The sequence below is a fragment of the Brevibacillus sp. AG genome (assembly GCF_028369215.1).
Classification (GTDB): Bacteria; Bacillota; Bacilli; order Brevibacillales; family Brevibacillaceae; genus Brevibacillus; species Brevibacillus porteri.
The window spans coordinates 113,784-131,708 of record NZ_JAQMYO010000004.1; the positions used below are offsets into that span (position 1 = coordinate 113,784).

The 17,925-nt window shown below is 48.9% G+C and carries 14 protein-coding genes and 1 riboswitch; all 14 genes read left to right on the forward strand.

Annotated elements, in window-relative coordinates; all coding sequences use genetic code 11:
* Positions 1-34 precede the first annotated feature (34 nt).
* A complete protein-coding gene (locus tag POF51_RS11905; RefSeq protein ID WP_017252551.1) occupies positions 35-1,111 on the forward strand; it encodes a tartrate dehydrogenase in 1,077 nt (358 codons plus the stop codon).
* A gap of 20 nt (positions 1,112-1,131) precedes the next feature.
* Positions 1,132-2,556, forward strand: coding sequence for an aldehyde dehydrogenase family protein (locus tag POF51_RS11910; protein ID WP_069849804.1), 1,425 nt, complete (start codon positions 1,132-1,134; stop codon positions 2,554-2,556).
* On the forward strand, positions 2,553-3,323 hold the full coding sequence (locus tag POF51_RS11915) for an SDR family oxidoreductase (RefSeq protein ID WP_069849802.1): 771 nt from the start codon (positions 2,553-2,555) through the stop codon (positions 3,321-3,323). The genes POF51_RS11910 and POF51_RS11915 overlap by 4 nt, the downstream gene beginning before the upstream one ends.
* 62 nt (positions 3,324-3,385) lie before the next feature.
* Complete coding sequence (locus POF51_RS11920; RefSeq protein ID WP_069849800.1) at positions 3,386-4,441, forward strand: TRAP transporter substrate-binding protein; 1,056 nt, start codon at positions 3,386-3,388, stop codon at positions 4,439-4,441.
* Between the two features lie 64 nt (positions 4,442-4,505).
* Positions 4,506-4,973: a TRAP transporter small permease gene (locus tag POF51_RS11925; protein ID WP_017252547.1), complete on the forward strand. Its 468-nt coding sequence runs from the start codon at positions 4,506-4,508 to the stop codon at positions 4,971-4,973.
* Positions 4,974-4,980: 7 nt separating this feature from the next.
* Positions 4,981-6,255, forward strand: coding sequence for a TRAP transporter large permease (locus POF51_RS11930; RefSeq protein ID WP_069849798.1), 1,275 nt, complete (start codon positions 4,981-4,983; stop codon positions 6,253-6,255).
* Positions 6,256-6,271: 16 nt separating this feature from the next.
* Positions 6,272-7,636 carry an FAD-binding oxidoreductase gene (locus tag POF51_RS11935; protein WP_069849796.1) on the forward strand — a complete coding sequence of 455 codons (1,365 nt, stop codon included), beginning with the start codon at positions 6,272-6,274 and terminating at the stop codon, positions 7,634-7,636.
* A 194-nt stretch (positions 7,637-7,830) separates the two neighbouring features.
* A complete protein-coding gene (locus POF51_RS11940) occupies positions 7,831-8,943 on the forward strand; it encodes an RNA-guided endonuclease InsQ/TnpB family protein (protein ID WP_069849794.1) in 1,113 nt (370 codons plus the stop codon).
* 144 nt (positions 8,944-9,087) lie between these two features.
* Entirely contained in the window at positions 9,088-10,731 is a 1,644-nt protein-coding gene (locus POF51_RS11945; RefSeq protein WP_271755406.1) for a formate--tetrahydrofolate ligase, read from the forward strand.
* 137 nt (positions 10,732-10,868) lie between these two features.
* Positions 10,869-10,969, forward strand: a riboswitch (cyclic di-GMP riboswitch).
* A 72-nt stretch (positions 10,970-11,041) separates the two neighbouring features.
* Complete coding sequence (locus POF51_RS11950; protein WP_069849792.1) at positions 11,042-13,015, forward strand: methyl-accepting chemotaxis protein; 1,974 nt, start codon at positions 11,042-11,044, stop codon at positions 13,013-13,015.
* Between the two features lie 117 nt (positions 13,016-13,132).
* Positions 13,133-13,990 carry a transporter substrate-binding domain-containing protein gene (locus POF51_RS11955; protein ID WP_069849790.1) on the forward strand — a complete coding sequence of 286 codons (858 nt, stop codon included), beginning with the start codon at positions 13,133-13,135 and terminating at the stop codon, positions 13,988-13,990.
* Between the two features lie 253 nt (positions 13,991-14,243).
* Positions 14,244-15,806, forward strand: coding sequence for a DEAD/DEAH box helicase (locus tag POF51_RS11960; protein WP_069849788.1), 1,563 nt, complete (start codon positions 14,244-14,246; stop codon positions 15,804-15,806).
* Between the two features lie 149 nt (positions 15,807-15,955).
* Positions 15,956-16,279: a PepSY domain-containing protein gene (locus POF51_RS11965; protein WP_017252532.1), complete on the forward strand. Its 324-nt coding sequence runs from the start codon at positions 15,956-15,958 to the stop codon at positions 16,277-16,279.
* 190 nt (positions 16,280-16,469) lie between these two features.
* Complete coding sequence (locus POF51_RS11970; RefSeq protein ID WP_069849786.1) at positions 16,470-17,900, forward strand: PTS mannitol transporter subunit IICB; 1,431 nt, start codon at positions 16,470-16,472, stop codon at positions 17,898-17,900.
* Positions 17,901-17,925: the final 25 nt, after the last annotated feature.

The following is a 17,925-nucleotide window of genomic DNA, read 5'->3' on the forward strand; positions in this document are numbered from 1 at the left end:
AGTCGAAAAATTTAGATTTTTAGGAGGGAGACTGTTGCTTCACTATTCCATTGCAGTAATTCCAGGAGACGGAATCGGTCCCGAGGTCATGGAAGAAGGCCTGAAAGTGTTGGGAGCCATAGAAGAGAGTCACGGCGGCATTCGGTTTGCTCGTGATGTCATGGATTGGAACTGTAGCTACTATCTCCAACACGGCAAAATGATGCCGGAGAATGGACTCCCTATTTTAAAAGACTATGATTTGATTCTGCTTGGTGCGATAGGGGCACCCGAGGTTCCTGATCATGTCTCTGTGTGGGAGTTGATCTTGCCGATTCGCCGAGCATTCCAGCAGTATGTGAACCTTCGCCCGGTCAAGCTGCTCAAAGGCCTGGAAAGTCCGCTTCGCTATAAGGGGCATGCCGATCTCGATTTCGTCGTGGTGCGGGAGAATACAGAGGGTGAGTACTCCAACATGGGTGGGCGCATGCACCAAGGTACACCGTACGAAATGGCGGTGCAAAACAATGTATTTACCCGGTACGGCACAGAGCGCATCCTCAAATACGCTTACGCACTGGCGGAAAAACGTTCGAAAAAGAGCGTGACCGCGGCTACGAAGTCCAACGGCATTAACCACTCCATGCCATTTTGGGATGAGATCGTAAAGGAAGTCAGTCAGGAATACCCAGGTATCCAGACCAATCTGTATCATATCGACGCACTTGCTGCGTATTTCATCACACGACCAGAAACGTTTGACGTCGTTGTCGCGAGCAATTTGTTTGGAGACATTTTGACCGATCTCGGGGCGGCGATCGTTGGTGGGTTGGGCTTGGCTCCGTCTGCGAACATCAATCCGGAGCGCAAGTATCCATCCATGTTTGAGCCCATTCACGGCTCTGCGCCAGATATCGCGGGGAAAGGAATCGCCAATCCGATCGCACAAGTATGGAGCCTCGCCATGATGATGGATCATCTCGATCTGCCAGAGCTCAGTGCTGTCATCATGAACGCGATCGAAAACGTGTTGCAAGATGGCAAGGTGCTCACTCCTGATCTTGGGGGGACGGCGACAACAAAAGAGTTGGGAGACGAAATCGTTCGCCACATCTATCAAACAACGAGATAAATATAAGGGAGGAAGAGGACATGGAAGCGAGATCGTATGATTTGTATATCGGTGGAGAATGGGTGAAAGCCGAGAGTTACATTCCCGTCCTTCACAAGTATACGGGCGAGTGCATCGCACGTATTGCCAAGGCCCGTCAACAGCATGTAACGGAAGCGGTTGAAGCTGCGTGGGAGACGTTTAAGGCAGACAAATTGACCCCTTTTCAACGATACAAAATCTTGCTGAAAGCCTCTGAGCTAATGGAGGAACGCCGAGACGAGATGGAGCGATCCTTGATTCGCGAAGTGGGCAAAACGCGCAAGGATGCGATGAATGAGCTGGATCGGACGATCAATACACTGCGCTTGTCGGCAGAGGAAGCCAAGAAGATTCACGGGGAAATGATTCCGCTGCAAGCAACAGAAGGCTCGGAAAACCGTCTGGGCTTTACCATTCGGGTGCCAAAGGGAGTGATCGGTGCCATAACGCCGTTTAACTACCCTTTGCTGCTCAGCACGCACAAGATCGCGCCAGCGCTAGCAGCAGGAAATACGCTGGTGGTTAAGCCAGCTACAGTCACACCTATCGCAACCTTTCTATTGGTGGAGATCCTGGAGGAAGCGGGCTTGCCAAAAGGCTATGTAAATATCGTGACGGGGGCAGGCAGTCAGGTAGGGGAATGGCTGCTGGATGAAGAGCGCATTGCCATGTACACCTTTACCGGGTCAGGAGAAGTCGGTCGCCGCATCAAGGAACGAAGTGGCATGCGTCCCGTTGCGCTGGAGCTGGGCAACAACTCTCCCAATATCGTGCACCTCGATGCAGATTTGGAGCTGGCAGCCCGTCAAACAGCCGCCCGCAGCTTTCACAATGCCGGTCAGGCGTGCATTGCTGTCCAGCGCATTTACGTACATGAATCGGTTATGCAGGCGTTCAGTGACTTGTATATCTCACATGTCCATCAGTTGAAGGTAGGAAACCCGGAAGACCCGGAGACGGATGTCGGACCGATGATCAGTGAAAAAGAAGCGAGTCGTACTGAGGAATGGGTACAGGAAGCAATTAGCCAAGGGGCCAGATCGCTCTTGCCTGTCAAACGGGAAGGAGCTCTCTTCTATCCGGCTGTGTTGGTGGATACAAGGCCAGAGATGAAGGTGGTTTGCCAGGAAGTGTTCGCGCCCGTCGTTACGATCATTCCGTACAGTAATCTCGATGACGCGTTTGCCCAAGCCAACGATTCGGAGTACGGCTTGCAGGCGGGGATTTTTACCCGTGATTTGAACATCGCGATGAAAGCGGCACGGGTGCTGGAGTATGGTGGCGTGGTGATCAACGACGTATCGACCTATCGTAATGACGTCATGCCATACGGCGGAGTTAAAAACAGCGGACTGGGCAAGGAAGGCCCGCGTTACGCAGTCGAAGAGATGACAGAAGAGCGAATGGTGGTGATCAACCTATGAGTGGTCACCTTTTGCAAGGAAAAACGGCGATTGTAACAGGGGCTGCGTCAGGAATGGGCAAGGCCATTGCGAAGCTTTTTGCGGACGAGGGAGCCAACGTCATCCTGGCTGATTTGAACAAAGAGGCGGCAGTAGCGGTCGCTCAAGAGCTGCCACAAGGGAAAGGTCATGCGGTGCAAACGGATGTGGCAGACGATACTAGCGTTGCTGCACTCGTAAAGGAAACGCTCGAAGTGTACGGATCGATCGATGTCCTGGTCAATTGCGCGGGTGTTCCCCAAGCGTTTACCCCCATTGAGGAGCTGACTTTGGAGCAGTGGGATCGCATCATGTCTGTGAATACGAAGTCGATCTTTTTGACGACAAGGCATGCGGTTCCCCACATGAAGGAGAAGGGGAAAGGCAGCATCATCAATATCGCTTCGATTGCCGGGATTCGCGCCCGTCCGGGGCTGAATGCGTATTGCGCGTCCAAGGGGGCCGCTATTATGTTGAGCAAGGCACTGGCGATTGAGCTAGCCCCTTTTCAAATCCGGGTCAATGTCATCAATCCAGGTCCGGCAGAGACGCCGATGCTCGGTAAGTTTATCAATGGAGATGAAGCGGAGGTAGAGTCCGGGAAAAAAGATATTTTCATCAGCAGTGTTCCATTGGGCATGTTGATTCAGCCGGAGGATATCGCGCATGCGGCTCTCTATTTGGCTTCTGATCTATCCAAAATTGTCACGGGCGAGGTCATGAATGTAGACGGTGGAAGAGGGATCTAGTAAAATGAACTAAATTTTCATATTATTTAAAAAACAAAAGAATCAACAGGGGGTACTATCGCATGTTTCGGAAGAAGGGGAGCTTCGTGCTAGCGAGCATCATGTCTGTGTCTTTATTTCTGGCGGCATGCGGAGGAGGAGGCGGTCAACAGACTGCCCCGCCTGCGGGACAAGCCGGGGGGACAGAAGCACCGAAAAGTGACGGCCAAAGCTATGTATTCAAAGCAGGGCATTCACTGACGGAGGATCATCCATACCATTTGGCATTGAAAAAAATGGCCGAGGATGTCGACAAGCGATCGAACGGAAAAGTGAAAATCGAGGTGTATCCGCTGAGCCAGCTAGGAGCGGAGCGTGAATTGACAGAGGCGCTGACCTTTGGAACGGCGGATATGTCGATTACCTCGACTGCGCCCGTGATGAATTTCCATCCGAAGCTGGGTGTGTTGGATCTCCCATTCTTGTTTAATAGCCGTGAGCAGGCGTACAAGGTACTCGACGGACAAGTCGGGCAGGACATCCTCAAGGATTTGGAAAACGCCAATCTGGTCGGGCTGGCTTGGGCTGAAAACGGCTTCCGCCATATTACAAACGGCTCGAAGGTGATCAAGAAGCCAGAGGATGTGGCAGGGTTGAAGATACGCACGCAGGAAAACCCGATCCATCTGGCTGCATTCGAAGCATTGGGCGCGAAGCCGACCCCAATGGCTTGGACAGAGGCACTGACGGCACTGCAACAAGGAGTCGTCGATGCCCAGGAAAATCCGGCGATTGTCGCACAGACCTACAAGCTATATGAATCCAAACAAACACAAATGGCCTTGACCGGACATGTGTACTCCGCGGCGATGATCTTGTTCAGCAAGCCTGTATGGGATAAGCTCCCGGCAGATGTCCAGCAACTTCTTGCAGAGGAAGCCAAAAAAGCGGGTCAGTACGAGCGCGAGTTGATGATCAAGATGGAAGAAGAGGCCATTTCCAATATTAAAGCAAAGGGTGTAGTCATTACCGAGGACGTTGATAAGCAAGCTTTCCGCGATGCGATGAAGCCTGTCTACGACAAATTTTCCGGGCAGTTTGGCAAAGAGCTGGTGGATCAAATTGTAAATACAAAATAAACGGCAGAAGGGAGACGAGCCACTCTGGCTTTTCTCCCCTTTTTCCTGCGAAAGGAGATTGTGTGTGGGCAACCTTGTTTCCAAAATAAACAGCATCCTTCGTTTTTTCATCATTGCCCTTCTGGCAATTATGGTGATCGCTGTCTTCCTGCAGGTGCTATTCCGTTTTTTGCTCGACCAGCCCTTGGCCTGGACGGAAGAAGTGGCTCGGTATTTGCTAATCTGGATTACGTTTCTAGGATCAGCATACGCGATGTCGATCAAAGCACACATCGGTACGGAATACATTCAAAAGTACTTGTCGCCTCGCATGAACAAGGTGGTGCTGGTTATTGCCGCTTTGTGTAGTCTCGTCTTCTTTCTCGTCATGGTTCAGCAAGGCTACTTGTTATCTGCGAGAAGCATGACACAAACCTCACCCACTCTGCTCGTTCCCATGGGGTATGTATACATGGTGATTCCGATCAGCGGTGCCTTACTCATCATGAACGTGATCCATGTGACATGGAAAGACATTACCGGGAAGGAGTGACCAGATTGTGGGTACGATTTTGTTTGTAACACTGTTGGTGCTCCTGATCCTGAACGTACCGATTGGGGTGGCACTGGGGTTATCTGTCGTTGTCGTGTTTATGCTGGAGGGAAACATCCCTCTTCTGGTTGTCATTCAAAAAATGTTCAACGGGACAGATTCCTTCCCGCTGATGGCGATCCCGTTCTTCCTCTTGGCAGGAAAGCTGATGGAAACAGGCGGAATCTCCGCTAGGCTGATTCGTTTTGCGAATACGATTGTCGGGAATCTGCCAGGAGGATTGGCAATCGTGGCGGTTATGGGGTGTACCTTTTTTGCAGCGATATCGGGTTCTTCTGCCGCGACAACAGCAGCAGTAGGGGGAATTTTGATCCCGCACATGGTCAAAAAAGGGTATGATGTCCGGTTTTCTGCGGCCTTGCATGCAACAGGCGGAACGATTGGTGTCATGATTCCTCCGAGCGTGCCGATGGTTTTGTACGGGGTAGCAGCGAGCGCCTCGATTAGCGACTTGTTTATTGCCGGGATCGGGCCGGGCATTCTCGTAGCGATTTCGTTGATCCTGTACTCGTATTGGATCAGTAAGAAAAACGGCTGGGGTGGCGGAGAGAAGCATACGCCCAAAGAGATATGGGAGGCATTCAAGGACGCCATTTTGGCGATACTCATGCCGATCATTATTCTTGGTGGTATATACGGAGCCATCTTTACTCCGACAGAAGCGGCAGTGGTAGCCGTGATTTACGGTCTGGTTGTCGGTCTTTTCGTCTACCGGGAGATCAAGTGGAGGGACTTGGGGGAAATATTCGCGGGCTCTGCCAGCATGACAGCGGTCATCATGCTGATTATTGCGACCGCCAATGCATTTGGATACCTGATGACGAGGGAAAACATCCCGCAGGAAATTGCGCAATTCATGCTGGGGATTACCGATAGCACGATCATCACGTTGCTCATTATTAACATCTTGCTGCTCATTTTGGGGACGTTTATGGAAACGGCGGTTACGATCATTCTCCTGACACCGATCCTGCTGCCGATCACGAATTCTTTGGGCATTGATCCGGTGCTATTCGGGGTGATCATGGTCGTCAACTCTGCGATTGGTATGCTGACTCCACCGGTTGGGATCAATTTGTTGGTAGCAGGAAATATTGCGAAGCTCCAGAATACGGAGATTGAGCGAGCGGTGATCCCGTTTTTGGTCATCATGATCGTGGACTTGATGCTTATCACCTACATTCCTGAAATCAGCTTATTCCTTGTTAACTTGAGCAAGTAACGGAGGGGGAACCAACGTGGATTACAAGCAAGCGTTAGTGGGACTGCTGGGGGAAGAACGAGTATCGACCAACCCCACTGTACTGGAGCACCACAGCCATGATGAATCGTACCATACCCCGCATCTTCCGGAAGTGGTCGTGTTTCCGCAGACGGCAGAGGAAATCAGTCAAATCATGAAGCTGGCCAACGAAAAGCGCATTGCGGTAACGCCGTTTGGTATGGGGACCAGTCTGGAAGGCCACGCGATTCCTTATGCGGGCGGTATTAGTATGGATTTTTCCTTGATGAACGAAGTGCTGGAGGTGCGACCGAAGGATTTCCTCGTAAGAGTCCAGCCCGGTGTGACGCGTACCCAGCTCAATAAAGAATTGAAAAAGCACGGATTGTTTTTCTCCGTCGATCCTGGAGCGGACGCGACTTTGGGTGGGATGGCGGCTACAAACGCCAGTGGAACAACCTCTGTCCGCTATGGCGTGATGCGTGATCAAGTGCGCGATCTGGAAGTGGTGACGGCGGATGGACGTATGATCCGTACAGGGAGCATGACAGCAAAATCCTCCTCAGGCTACCATCTTACGGGGCTGTTTGTAGGGTCGGAGGGTACGCTCGGTGTTTTCACAGAGCTGACCTTGCGTGTCTACGGTATCCCTGAGGCGACAACGGCGGCACGCGCCAGCTTCCCTTCTGTTCAGGATGCCGTCGATACCGTCGTGGATATTCTCGGAGCGGGTATTCAAGTAGCGCGAATCGAGCTGGTTGATGAACGTTCTATCCAACAAGTGAATCTTTATAAGGAAACGAGTTACCCGGAAGCACCGACGCTGTTTATCGAGTTCCACGGCAGTGAACAAGGTCTCGCGTATGATATCGACTTTGCGCAGAACATCGCCGATGGACATGGCTGCACGCAGTTTCTTTTTGAAACCGATTCGAAGGCGCGGACGCAGCTCTGGGACGCTCGTCATAACCTGGCGTATGCCTTCCTGCACAAATCCCCCGGGAAAAAGCTGATGGTGACAGATGTTTGTTTGCCGATTTCTGAGCTGGCAGGAGCTGTTGTGGATGCGCGGCAAGCGATTGATCGCGCTGGGCTGGATGGAGCGATAGCAGGGCATGTCGGGGATGGGAACTATCACGCTATCTTGATGATCGACCTGAATGACCCCGAAGAAGTGGCGCGTGCCGAGGAAGTAAATGCCCATCTGGTGGAATACGCATTGAGTCGGGGAGGAACCTGCACCGGAGAGCATGGTGTGGGTGTAGGGAAAATCAAATACCAGCGCAAGGAACATGGAGATGCACTGGACGTCATGCAAGCCATGAAGCAAGTGCTGGACCCGAACGGCATTTTGAATCCGGGAAAAATTTTCGGAAAATAAAACAGAGCCTGCATTCTGAACGTTTGTCGGAATGTGGGCTTTTTCTTTTGTGTAATGTGTCGAAGAGGAGAGGAGAAAGGATGATTATGCAGAATGTAGAGATGGTGAGTCGATAAAAAATTCTGATATGGCAGGGAGGTAACTAACCGCTCTGAAAGAAGGAAAAAGAGTGAGTTATAAGGAGTTAGCAGAAAATGATTTTGGCGAAGAAAGTTAGATTGAAGCCAATTGCTGAACAGGAAAAACAGCTTTGGAAGTCTGCTGGAACTGCTCGGTGGACGTACAACTGGGCACTAGCGAGACAGGAACAAAATTACCAAAACGGTGGGAAGTTCCTATCTGACAGTGTTTTACGCAAAGAGTTAACTCAGTTGAAACAAACACACGAATATGATTGGTTGTATGATGTATCTAACAACGTGACTAAACAAGCTGTCAAAGACGCTTGTGAAGCATTTAAGAAGTACTTTAAGAAGTTGGCTGGCAAGCCAAGGTTCAAAAGTCGCAAACATATCAAACCCTCTTTTTACAATGATAATGTGAAGTTGAAAGTGAAAAATGATAGGGTGTTGATTGAAAAGATTGGTTGGGTTACTACGGCAGAAAAGCTCCCTACGAATGTAAAGTACACGAATCCAAGAGTCTTTTTCGACGGTAAGTATTGGTATTTATCTGTCGGTATTGAGCAAGAAGTGGAAAAACCTATACTAACTCATGAAGTCATTGGCATTGATGTAGGGATAAAACACCTTGCTATATGCTCAAATGGAATGTTGTTCAAGAACATCAATTATTTCCACGCAGTTAAGAAAGCGGAGAGGCGATTAAGTAGGTTGCAACGTAACGTTTCTCTTAAATACGAGATGAATAAGGAGGGGAACCGTTTCGTCAAAACGAGCAACATTGTAAAAGTCGAGAACGCTATTCGTTTGCTTCATCGGAGACTAGCAAATATCCGTAACAACCACATCCATCAAGCTACAAATGCTATCGTGAAAACCAAGCCTGGCATAGTAGTGATGGAGACATTGAATATCAAAGGCATGATGAAGAATCGTCATTTGTCTAGAGCCATCTCGCAACAGAAACTTTACGAGTTCAAAAGACAAATACAGTACAAGTGTGAGAAATATGGCATTCGCTTTATGGAAGCTGACAAGTGGTATCCTTCATCAAAAACTTGTTCTGAATGTGGTCAGATAAACCGAGACTTGAGACTATCAGACAGAATATTCAAATGTCAATGTGGGCTAGAGGTAGATAGAGACCTGAATGCTGCTATCAATCTGGCGAAACTAGCAAGCTAACACCAAACAAGTTACTGTTAGTATGTAGGATTCGTTGCATCCGAATTTACGCCTGTGGAGTGTCATATCCAATGTAAGTAGCTTCGGCAAAAGCAGGCACGAAGAAGCAGGAAGCAAACAAGCTTTATAGACTTTTATAAGGTTTTGGCAACGGCAAAAATGAAGCTGATTGTTGAAATTGCCAAGAGTGCAGGTATCGAAGAACAGCATTTGGAGCTATACGGAAAGTATAAGGCCAAACTATCAGATGAACTATGGGAGCAAGTGAAGGATCGCCCTGATGGCAAACTGATTCTTGTTACAGCGATGAACCCAAATCCGGCGGGAGCAGGGAAGACGCTCACGACGATTGGTCTGTCACAATCATTAAATTATCTCGGGAAGAAAACAATTGCAGCGCTTCGCGAGCCGTCTTTGGGTCCTTGCATGGGGATCAAAGGAGGCGCAACGGGAAGCGGCCAAGCACAAATTCTCCCGGCTGATGAAATTAACCTGCATTTTACAGGGGACATTCATGCGATTACAGCTGCACATAACTTGTTGGCAGCGATGATCGACAATCATATTTTCCATGGCAATCCGCGCGGGCTCAATCCAAAGAAAATCGTCTGGAAACGGGCAATGGACATGAACGACCGCGCACTGCGTAACATCGTTGTTGGTCTGGGTGACGGCAATGGGATGACGCGTGAGGATGGTTTCATGATTACGACCGCGTCAGAAATCATGGCGATTTTATGCTTGAGTGAGAATCTGGCAGACTTGCGCGAGCGGTTGAACCATATCATCGTTGGCTACGATTTTGATGATCAGCCTGTACGGGCAGAAGAAATCAACGCGGTCGATGCGATGTGCGTTCTCTTGAAGGAAGCGATTAAGCCCAATCTCGTACAGACAATCGAGGGAACTCCGGTCATTATTCACGGAGGACCTTTTGCCAATATCGCGCATGGGTGCAGCAGCGTGATCGGAACCAAGATGGCCTTGAAGCTGGCGGATTACGTCGTAACAGAGGCGGGATTTGGTGCTGATCTGGGAGCAGAGAAGTTTTTTGACATCAAGTGTAGAAAAGCAGGCCTGACTCCATCGGCTGCTGTTGTGGTCATTACGGTTCGCTCGTTGAAATTCAACGGCGGGGTAAAAGTACCTGACCTGGCTGTGGAGAACTTGTCTGCTCTGGAAAAAGGCTTCGAAAACGTCAAGCGCCATCTGGAAAACCTCCAGAAGTTCGGTGTGCCAGCAGTGGTAGCCATCAATCATTTTGCGACGGACACACAGGCAGAGATTGATGCCGTCATTGCGCTGTGCCAAGCGGCCGGAGCCGAAGCGGCACTCTCCAAAGTATGGGCAGAAGGAGGAGCTGGCGGTGTCGAGCTGGCTGAAAAAGTGACGCGTGCAGCAGAGCGACCTTCCTCCTTCCGATTCTTGTATGAGGAAGACCTCAGCATTAAAGACAAGATAGAAACTGTCGTGAAAGAAGTATACCGTGGATCAGGGGTTGTCTTTTCGCCGCTGGCATTGAAAACAATGCAAAAGGTAGAAGAAATGGGCATGTCTCATCTGCCTGTATGCATGGCGAAAACACCGTACTCCTTTACGGACCGCGCTGATCTATTGGGGGCACCTGTTGACTTCACGATCCAAGTGAGCGAAGTGCGCATATCAGCAGGAGCTGGTTTTATCGTCGCATTGACCGGAAGCTTGGTTACAATGCCAGGCCTCCCGAAAAAGCCAGCTGCGGAATCGTTATATGTAGACGAGGATGGGCAAGTGATCGGATTAAGCTAATCAAAAAGTTTGACAAAAAGCTGACAACTGTAAAAGGTTGTCAGCTTTTTTTCCATTTTGAGGTTTATTAGCGAAAAGTTATGGGAAATGAAAGGTGAGATTGAAAAAAAGTGGACTTTAACTGAAAAAACAACAAGGAATGACAAAGGCAAACCTGTTGAAAGGCAGGGACGCAAAGCCACGGGTCTAAGGACGAAAGTCAAATGACTTTCGCAGCTAGGACAGCCGGGTTGCCATACCGTAGTCATGATGGGCTGTCGGTGGGCAGTCTTTTTTTTGTTGAAAAAACAGAAGGGAGAAGTGAATCGGTATGAAAAATAGTTTGAAGAATAAGCTAATTATCGTTTTGTGCTTGCTGTTGGTTATTAGTTTGGGTACGGTTTGCGGTGCAAGTTATTGGAGTGCTTCCAATCTTTTGGCAGACAGTCTGGACAAAGAAGCTGAGTTGTCAGCTAGCAATCTCTCGATACGTATCGATGGTTTCTTTCAAGAAAAAATTAGTATTGTAGAAGCGGTGGGAGGGCTGATGTCGGCTGATCAAAATGTCGAACAGGACCTGAAACTCATTCAAGAAGCTCAAAAGGATAACCCCGAGTTTGAGACGTTCTTTTTTTCGCATGATTTAAGCGGTAAGAAAGTAATCAATTTCAAGGGAGAAGTGACCGACATCTCGGATCGTCCGCATATTAAGGAAGCCGGCAAAGGGGAAGGGAAGGTTGTTGTCTCCGAGCCAGTCATTTCAAAGCGAACAGGGAATAACATCGTGACTCTTGTCGTTCCATTGATGAAGGACAATCGTCAATACGGTTATATCGGTTCCACTATTCCTATCAACGAAATCCAAAAAAAGGTGTCCGAAGAGAAATTTGGCCAAGCTGGTTACGCCTTTTTAGTAAGCAAAACAGGAACATTTATTTATCATCCGAAAAGCGAGTACATTCTGAAGGAATCGATTCTCGACATGGGTATTCTTGAGCTTCAGACAGCTTTTGAAGATATCAAGCAAGGGAATCATGGAATCGCCCAATACAAATACGAGAATGTAGAGCGATTTGCTTCCTATGCTCCTACCAGTTTGAACTGGGGCCTATACATCACTGCACCCGTAGCGGAGCTGCATGCGCCTGTCGATCAATTGTCAGTCCGATTGATGGTAATTTCCCTCATCGTGTTGGCGATTGGGGTTGTCCTCGTTTATTTCTTGGCTGTACGCATGGTGAAACCAATTGAGCGTCTGAATCACGCAGTAAATGTAGTGTCGCAGGGGAACTTGAAAGAGACCGTAACGGTTGAGGGAAAAGACGAGATTGCAGTACTGTCACGTGACTTTAACCAGACGGTATCGCACTTGAAAAATTTGATCGAAGACGTATCTCTGTCGTCTGATCAAGTACAGCGTTTTAGTCAGGAAGTATCCGAAGGTATTAAACAAGCGACGGAAAACATCAACCAAATCGGTTTGTCTATTGCACAGATTTCTGAGGGAGCAGAGGCGCAGGCCACCAGCTCGCAGGATGTCGCGTTGTCTATGAATGACATGGCAGCAGGCATCGTGAAAATCGCGGAGACGTCTGCACATGTTTCAGAGGCTGCCCAGGTAGCAACAGAGCAGGCAGAGCAAGGAACTGCTGTGGTAGAGCAGGCAGTTCGCCAGATGGGAAGCATTGGGGAGGGAACATCGAAGGCGACAGTAGCCATCGAGCAGCTCAACAATCGTTCCAAAGAAATCGAAGGCATTCTCGATACGATCAGTCAGTTAACCTCGCAAATCAATTTGCTTGCCTTGAACGCTTCGATTGAGGCAGCACGTGCCGGCGAGCATGGACGTGGGTTTGCTGTGGTTGCCGGAGAGGTAAAAAAACTGGCGAATCAATCCGAAGAATCTGCATCCAAAATCGCGATGCTGATCGGAGAAATCCAGCAGGATACTCGTCACGCGGTAGAAGTCATGACCGCGGGCAACCAAAACGCTCAGCAAGGTATTCAACTGGTCGAAGAGGTTCGCGAAATCTTCGGGCATATTTTGGAATCTTCCCGTAACGTTGCTGCGCACATTTTGGAAGTATCCGCAGCATCTGAGCAAATGTCAGCGGGCTCCCAACAGGTGAGTGCTTCTGTAGATGAAATGCATAACATTGCAAAACATGCTTCACTCGACGCGCAAACAGTGGCAAGGGCGACTGAAGAGCAACTTCAAGCCATCCAGGAAATTGGCCAGTCTGTCGAGCGTTTGAACGCAGTGGCAGAAGAATTACAGCAAGGAATTGGCAGGTTTACTGTGTAAGAGGCAGCTCGACAGGTTGTAAGTCCTCTTCATTTGAAAGGGGGGATGCCATTAGGGGATGATGGAGTTTGTTTCTGATAACTAAATTCATTACCGTTTAACAGGAGGAGAAACCAGATGAAAAAATTTACAAAAACAATCTTGGCGAGCACACTCGCTGCAACTATGCTCATGACAGGCGGAACAGGTGCTTTTGCCGCAACGGCGGTTAAGCCTGTGCCAACCGTAGCTGCTGAAGCTGCTAAAAAACCGCAAACGAAGAAGTTTGAGTCTCGTTTGGACGAAATCATTGCGAGAGGCTATATCCTCGTAGGTACTCCAGGTGACTACAAACCATTTACATATTTGAATCCAAAAACGAACGAATTCGAAGGTTACGATATCGATGCGATGAAAGAATTCGCAAAAAGCCTGGGAGTAGAGGCGCGTTTTGTCCAAACATCTTGGCCAACACTGATGAACGATCTCTTGGCAAATAAATTCGATATTGCTGTCGGAGGCGTTACGCGCAACACAGACCGTCAGAAAAAAGCGCACATGAGCGATCCTTATATTATGTTCGGTAAAGCTCCGCTCATTCGTGCAGTAGATAAAGACAAGTACAAGAGTGTAGCAGACATCAACAAGCCAGAGGTGCGCATTGGTGTGAATCCAGGTGGCACCAACGAAAAATTCGTTCGTGAACATCTGACAAAAGCAACTGTAACAGTTGAACAAAACAACCTCGACATTCCTGGTCTGGTAGCAAGCGGTAAGTACGATGTGATGATCACAGATACGCTGGAAGCGATTGTGTATTCCAAAGCAGATTCCCGCCTGTATCCAGCTCTGACCGACAATCCGTTCACGAAGAGTGAAAAAGGCTACATGATCCATCGCGGAGACACCATCTTCGCTAACTACCTGGATCTGTGGATGGACGAAATGAAACTGCAAGGAATGTTTGATGAGCTTTACAACAAATGGGTAAAATAATCCGATAACAGACAAGCAGCCCGATTCTTGGCTGCTTTGTTATTTTTTTAAAACGGTAGCATCACAAAATCAGGCAATTTGGGTATATATGCAGTTTGCTTTTTCAGTCATTGCATGGTACGATTACAGCTATGTTCTTTAGGGTGCTACGTACAATCGGGGATAAAAGGGCATGTTCCGGATCGTAAGGAATAGTGCCCTTTTTTTTGAGAATTTTATAGATGAAGGTATTGATAAAGGAGACTGACATTCATTGGCGACTTTTAATGATTTTGGCTTACATCACTCCATTGTTAGAGCGTTGAGCAACATGGGCTTCGAAGAGGCTACAGCGATTCAGGATCAAACGGTTCCTGTAGCACTGCAAGGTCGTGACCTGATCGGTCAGGCACAAACAGGTACTGGTAAAACGGCTGCATTCGGTATTCCATTGATTGAACGCTTGGATGAAACAAGCGGAAATATTCAAGGGGTTGTTTTGACTCCAACACGTGAGCTGGCTGTTCAGGTTGCAGAAGAGATTAATAAAATTGCCCAATTTAAAAACATCTCTGCCCTGCCAATCTATGGTGGTCAAGACATCACGCGTCAAATCAAAGCGTTGAAAAAACGTCCACAAATCATCGTAGCAACACCTGGTCGTTTCATGGACCACATGAGAAGAAAAACCATTCGTCTGGATGCCATTGAGGTTGTTATTTTGGATGAAGCGGATGAAATGCTGAACATGGGTTTCATCGACGACATCAAGGAAATCTTGAAAGAGGTTCCAGACAATCGTCAAACGCTATTGTTCTCTGCTACGATGCCGAGAGCGATCCAGGAAATTGCGCAACAGTTCATGAACGAACCAACCATCATTCAAGTGAAAGCAAAAGAAGTAACCGTGCCAAACATTGCACAGGAATACATGGAAGTAGCTGAAAAGCAAAAGTTCGATGTACTGTGCCGTTTGCTGGATATTCACTCCCCTGAGCTGGCTATCATTTTCGGTAGAACCAAGCGCAGAGTGGATGAGCTGTCCGAAGCCCTGACCAAGCGCGGTTATGGTGCAGAAGGTATCCACGGTGACTTGAACCAAGCGAAACGCGACAGCGTGCTCCGCAAGTTCAAGGAAGGTACGATCGAAGTGCTGGTAGCGACTGACGTGGCTGCACGTGGCTTGGACATCAGCGGTGTAACGCATGTATTTAACTTTGATATTCCACAAGACTCCGAGAGCTACGTTCACCGTATCGGTAGAACGGGACGTGCTGGTAAAACAGGTCTGGCAATCACGTTTGTGACTTCCCGTGAAATCGACCATCTGCGTCTGATTGAGCGTACAACGAACCGTCGCATGGAGCGCCGTGCGGTTCCTTCGATGGCTGAGGCTTTGGAAGGTCAACAAAAGATGACGGTAGACAAAATTCTCGAAGCATCTGGAAGAGACGATCTGTCTCCTTATAAAACGCTGGCAGAGCAATTGCTGGAGGATGTCGATTCCGTAACACTCGTATCCGCAGCACTCAAGCTGTTGACTAAAGAACCAGATATGACTCCTGTTCGCCTGACAGAAGAGGCTCCTCTTCGTGTAGGTAAGAAAAAGCTACCTCCAAAAGGAAAAGGTGGCTTCGGTTCCGGTTCCGGTTTTGGCGGAAAGCGCCCATCTCGCCCACGCAATGGCGAATATCGTCCACGCGGCGGCGAATCTCGTCCACGCAGTGGCGAATCTCGTCCACGCAGTGGTGACTCTCGTCCACGCAGCGGTGACTCCCGTCCACGCAGCGGTGACTCCCGTCCACGCAGTGGCGAATCTCGTCCACCACGCAGCTAGGAATCGATCGATATCGCAAGCAAAGACTGGTGTGCACATGTGCGCATCGGTCTTTTTTTCGTGTTGACCTGCCTGCGAATATTTAGGGGAATCCGTGACAAACTAGGAGTGTTTTGGCACGAATTTTCGCGCAGGGAGAGAGGGCAAGCATGAGGAAAACAGCCATTGGAAAGTGGGCTGGTATTTGGCTCGCCGTATTGGGTGGGGGAATGTCGGTTCATGCAACTGGACATTCCTTTGACCAAGCGAAGGAAATTTCTGCGATCATCGAGCCAACAGACATTACCAAAGAAGACGCCATACGAATCGCCTTACAGCAAGTAAAAGGGCGAGTTGTCCATGTTGAGTTAGAAAAAGACGAAGGTGTTCTCGCGTATGAAATCATCATTCTCACCGAGCAAAATCAGGTGTTTGAAATCGATGTCGATGTGAAGACCGGAAAAGTGATCAAGGTTGAATCGGAGAATTTGTAAGGAGAAGGCTTCTGCAATTGGGCAGAGGTCTTTTTCCTATGGGCAATTAAGTTTTGGCAACAACGAGTCAGACAAATTCGCGCTTTGATTTTGTTGTTACCTTCTATGAAAACGCTTTATATTTGAGGTGTACCCATTATCATTTCAATCATGTCAACATCTCATAAATAGGGGTAAAGGAGGGTGCAGTATGGAGAGCGTGGAAACAAAAAACGCTTCGGGTGGAGTACGGGTCTCGGTACAAAAGTTTGGACGATTCCTGAGTGCAATGGTTATGCCGAATATCGGTGCTTTCATCGCTTGGGGGTTGATTACCGCTTTATTTATCCCAACAGGTTGGCTGCCTAACGAAAATTTGGCCAAATTGGTTGGACCGATGATTACGTATTTACTGCCACTGCTGATTGGTTATACTGGCGGGAAAATGGTCCATGATGTTCGAGGCGGGGTCGTAGGTGCCGTCGCTACGATGGGGGTTGTCGTAGGCGCAGACATCCCGATGTTCCTGGGAGCCATGATCATGGGTCCTTTGGGCGGCTGGGTCATGAAAAAAGTAGACCAGTTGTTCGAAGGGAAAATTCGTTCCGGCTTTGAAATGTTAGTGAATAACTTTTCCGCGGGTATTGTTGGCGGGTTACTGACACTGTTTGCTTTCCAAGCAATTGGCCCTGTCGTTGCAGGCTTGAGCAAGGCACTTGCAGGGGGTGTAGAAGTCATTGTAGGTGCAGGATTGCTACCGCTTGCCAGCATTTTTATCGAGCCAGCGAAGATCCTGTTCCTGAACAATGCGATTAACCACGGTATTTTGAGCCCGATCGGTCTGGATGAAGCGGCGAAGTTGGGTCAGTCCGTCTTCTTCCTGCTTGAATCCAATCCGGGACCAGGTCTGGGAATATTGTTGGCATACTGGCTTGCTGGCAAAGGCAGTGCCAAGCAATCGGCTCCGGGTGCTGTCATCATTCACTTCTTCGGGGGTATCCACGAAATTTACTTCCCGTACGTGCTGATGAATCCGCGTCTGATTCTCGCGGCCATTGGTGGCGGGATGGCTGGTGTGTTTACCTTCACGCTGCTCGGCGCAGGATTGGTGGCGCCACCGTCTCCAGGTAGTATTTTCGCCTTGATTGCAATGGCACCGCGTGGTGGATTGCTACCGGTACTGGCTGGTGTGTTGGCGGCGACTGTCGTGTCCTTCCTCATCGCATCTGCTCTCTTGAAAATGAGCGCGAAGACAGACGAGGATGAACTGGAAAAAGCGACAGAAAAAATGCAAGAGATGAAAGGCAAAAAAGCGCAGGAACAAGAAGCGGTAGAAGCTCCAGTGAAGCATGAGGTAGCTGCTGCTGACGTGAAGAAAGTTGTCTTCTCTTGCGATGCGGGAATGGGCTCCAGTGCGATGGGAGCGGCGTCCTTGCGTAAAAAGTTCAAGGATGCGGGCCTGACCGAGATTACGGTCATCAATACGGCGATCAACGACATTCCAAGCGACGCTGATATCGTTATTACGCACAAGTCTTTAACAGAGAGAGCGCAGGTCAAAGCGCCTTCTGCGGAGCATATCTCTATTGAAAATTTCTTGAATAGTCCCGAGTATGACAAGTTGGTCAAACGCCTGGGGTAAAGGGAATCAACGCTAGTGAGAGCTA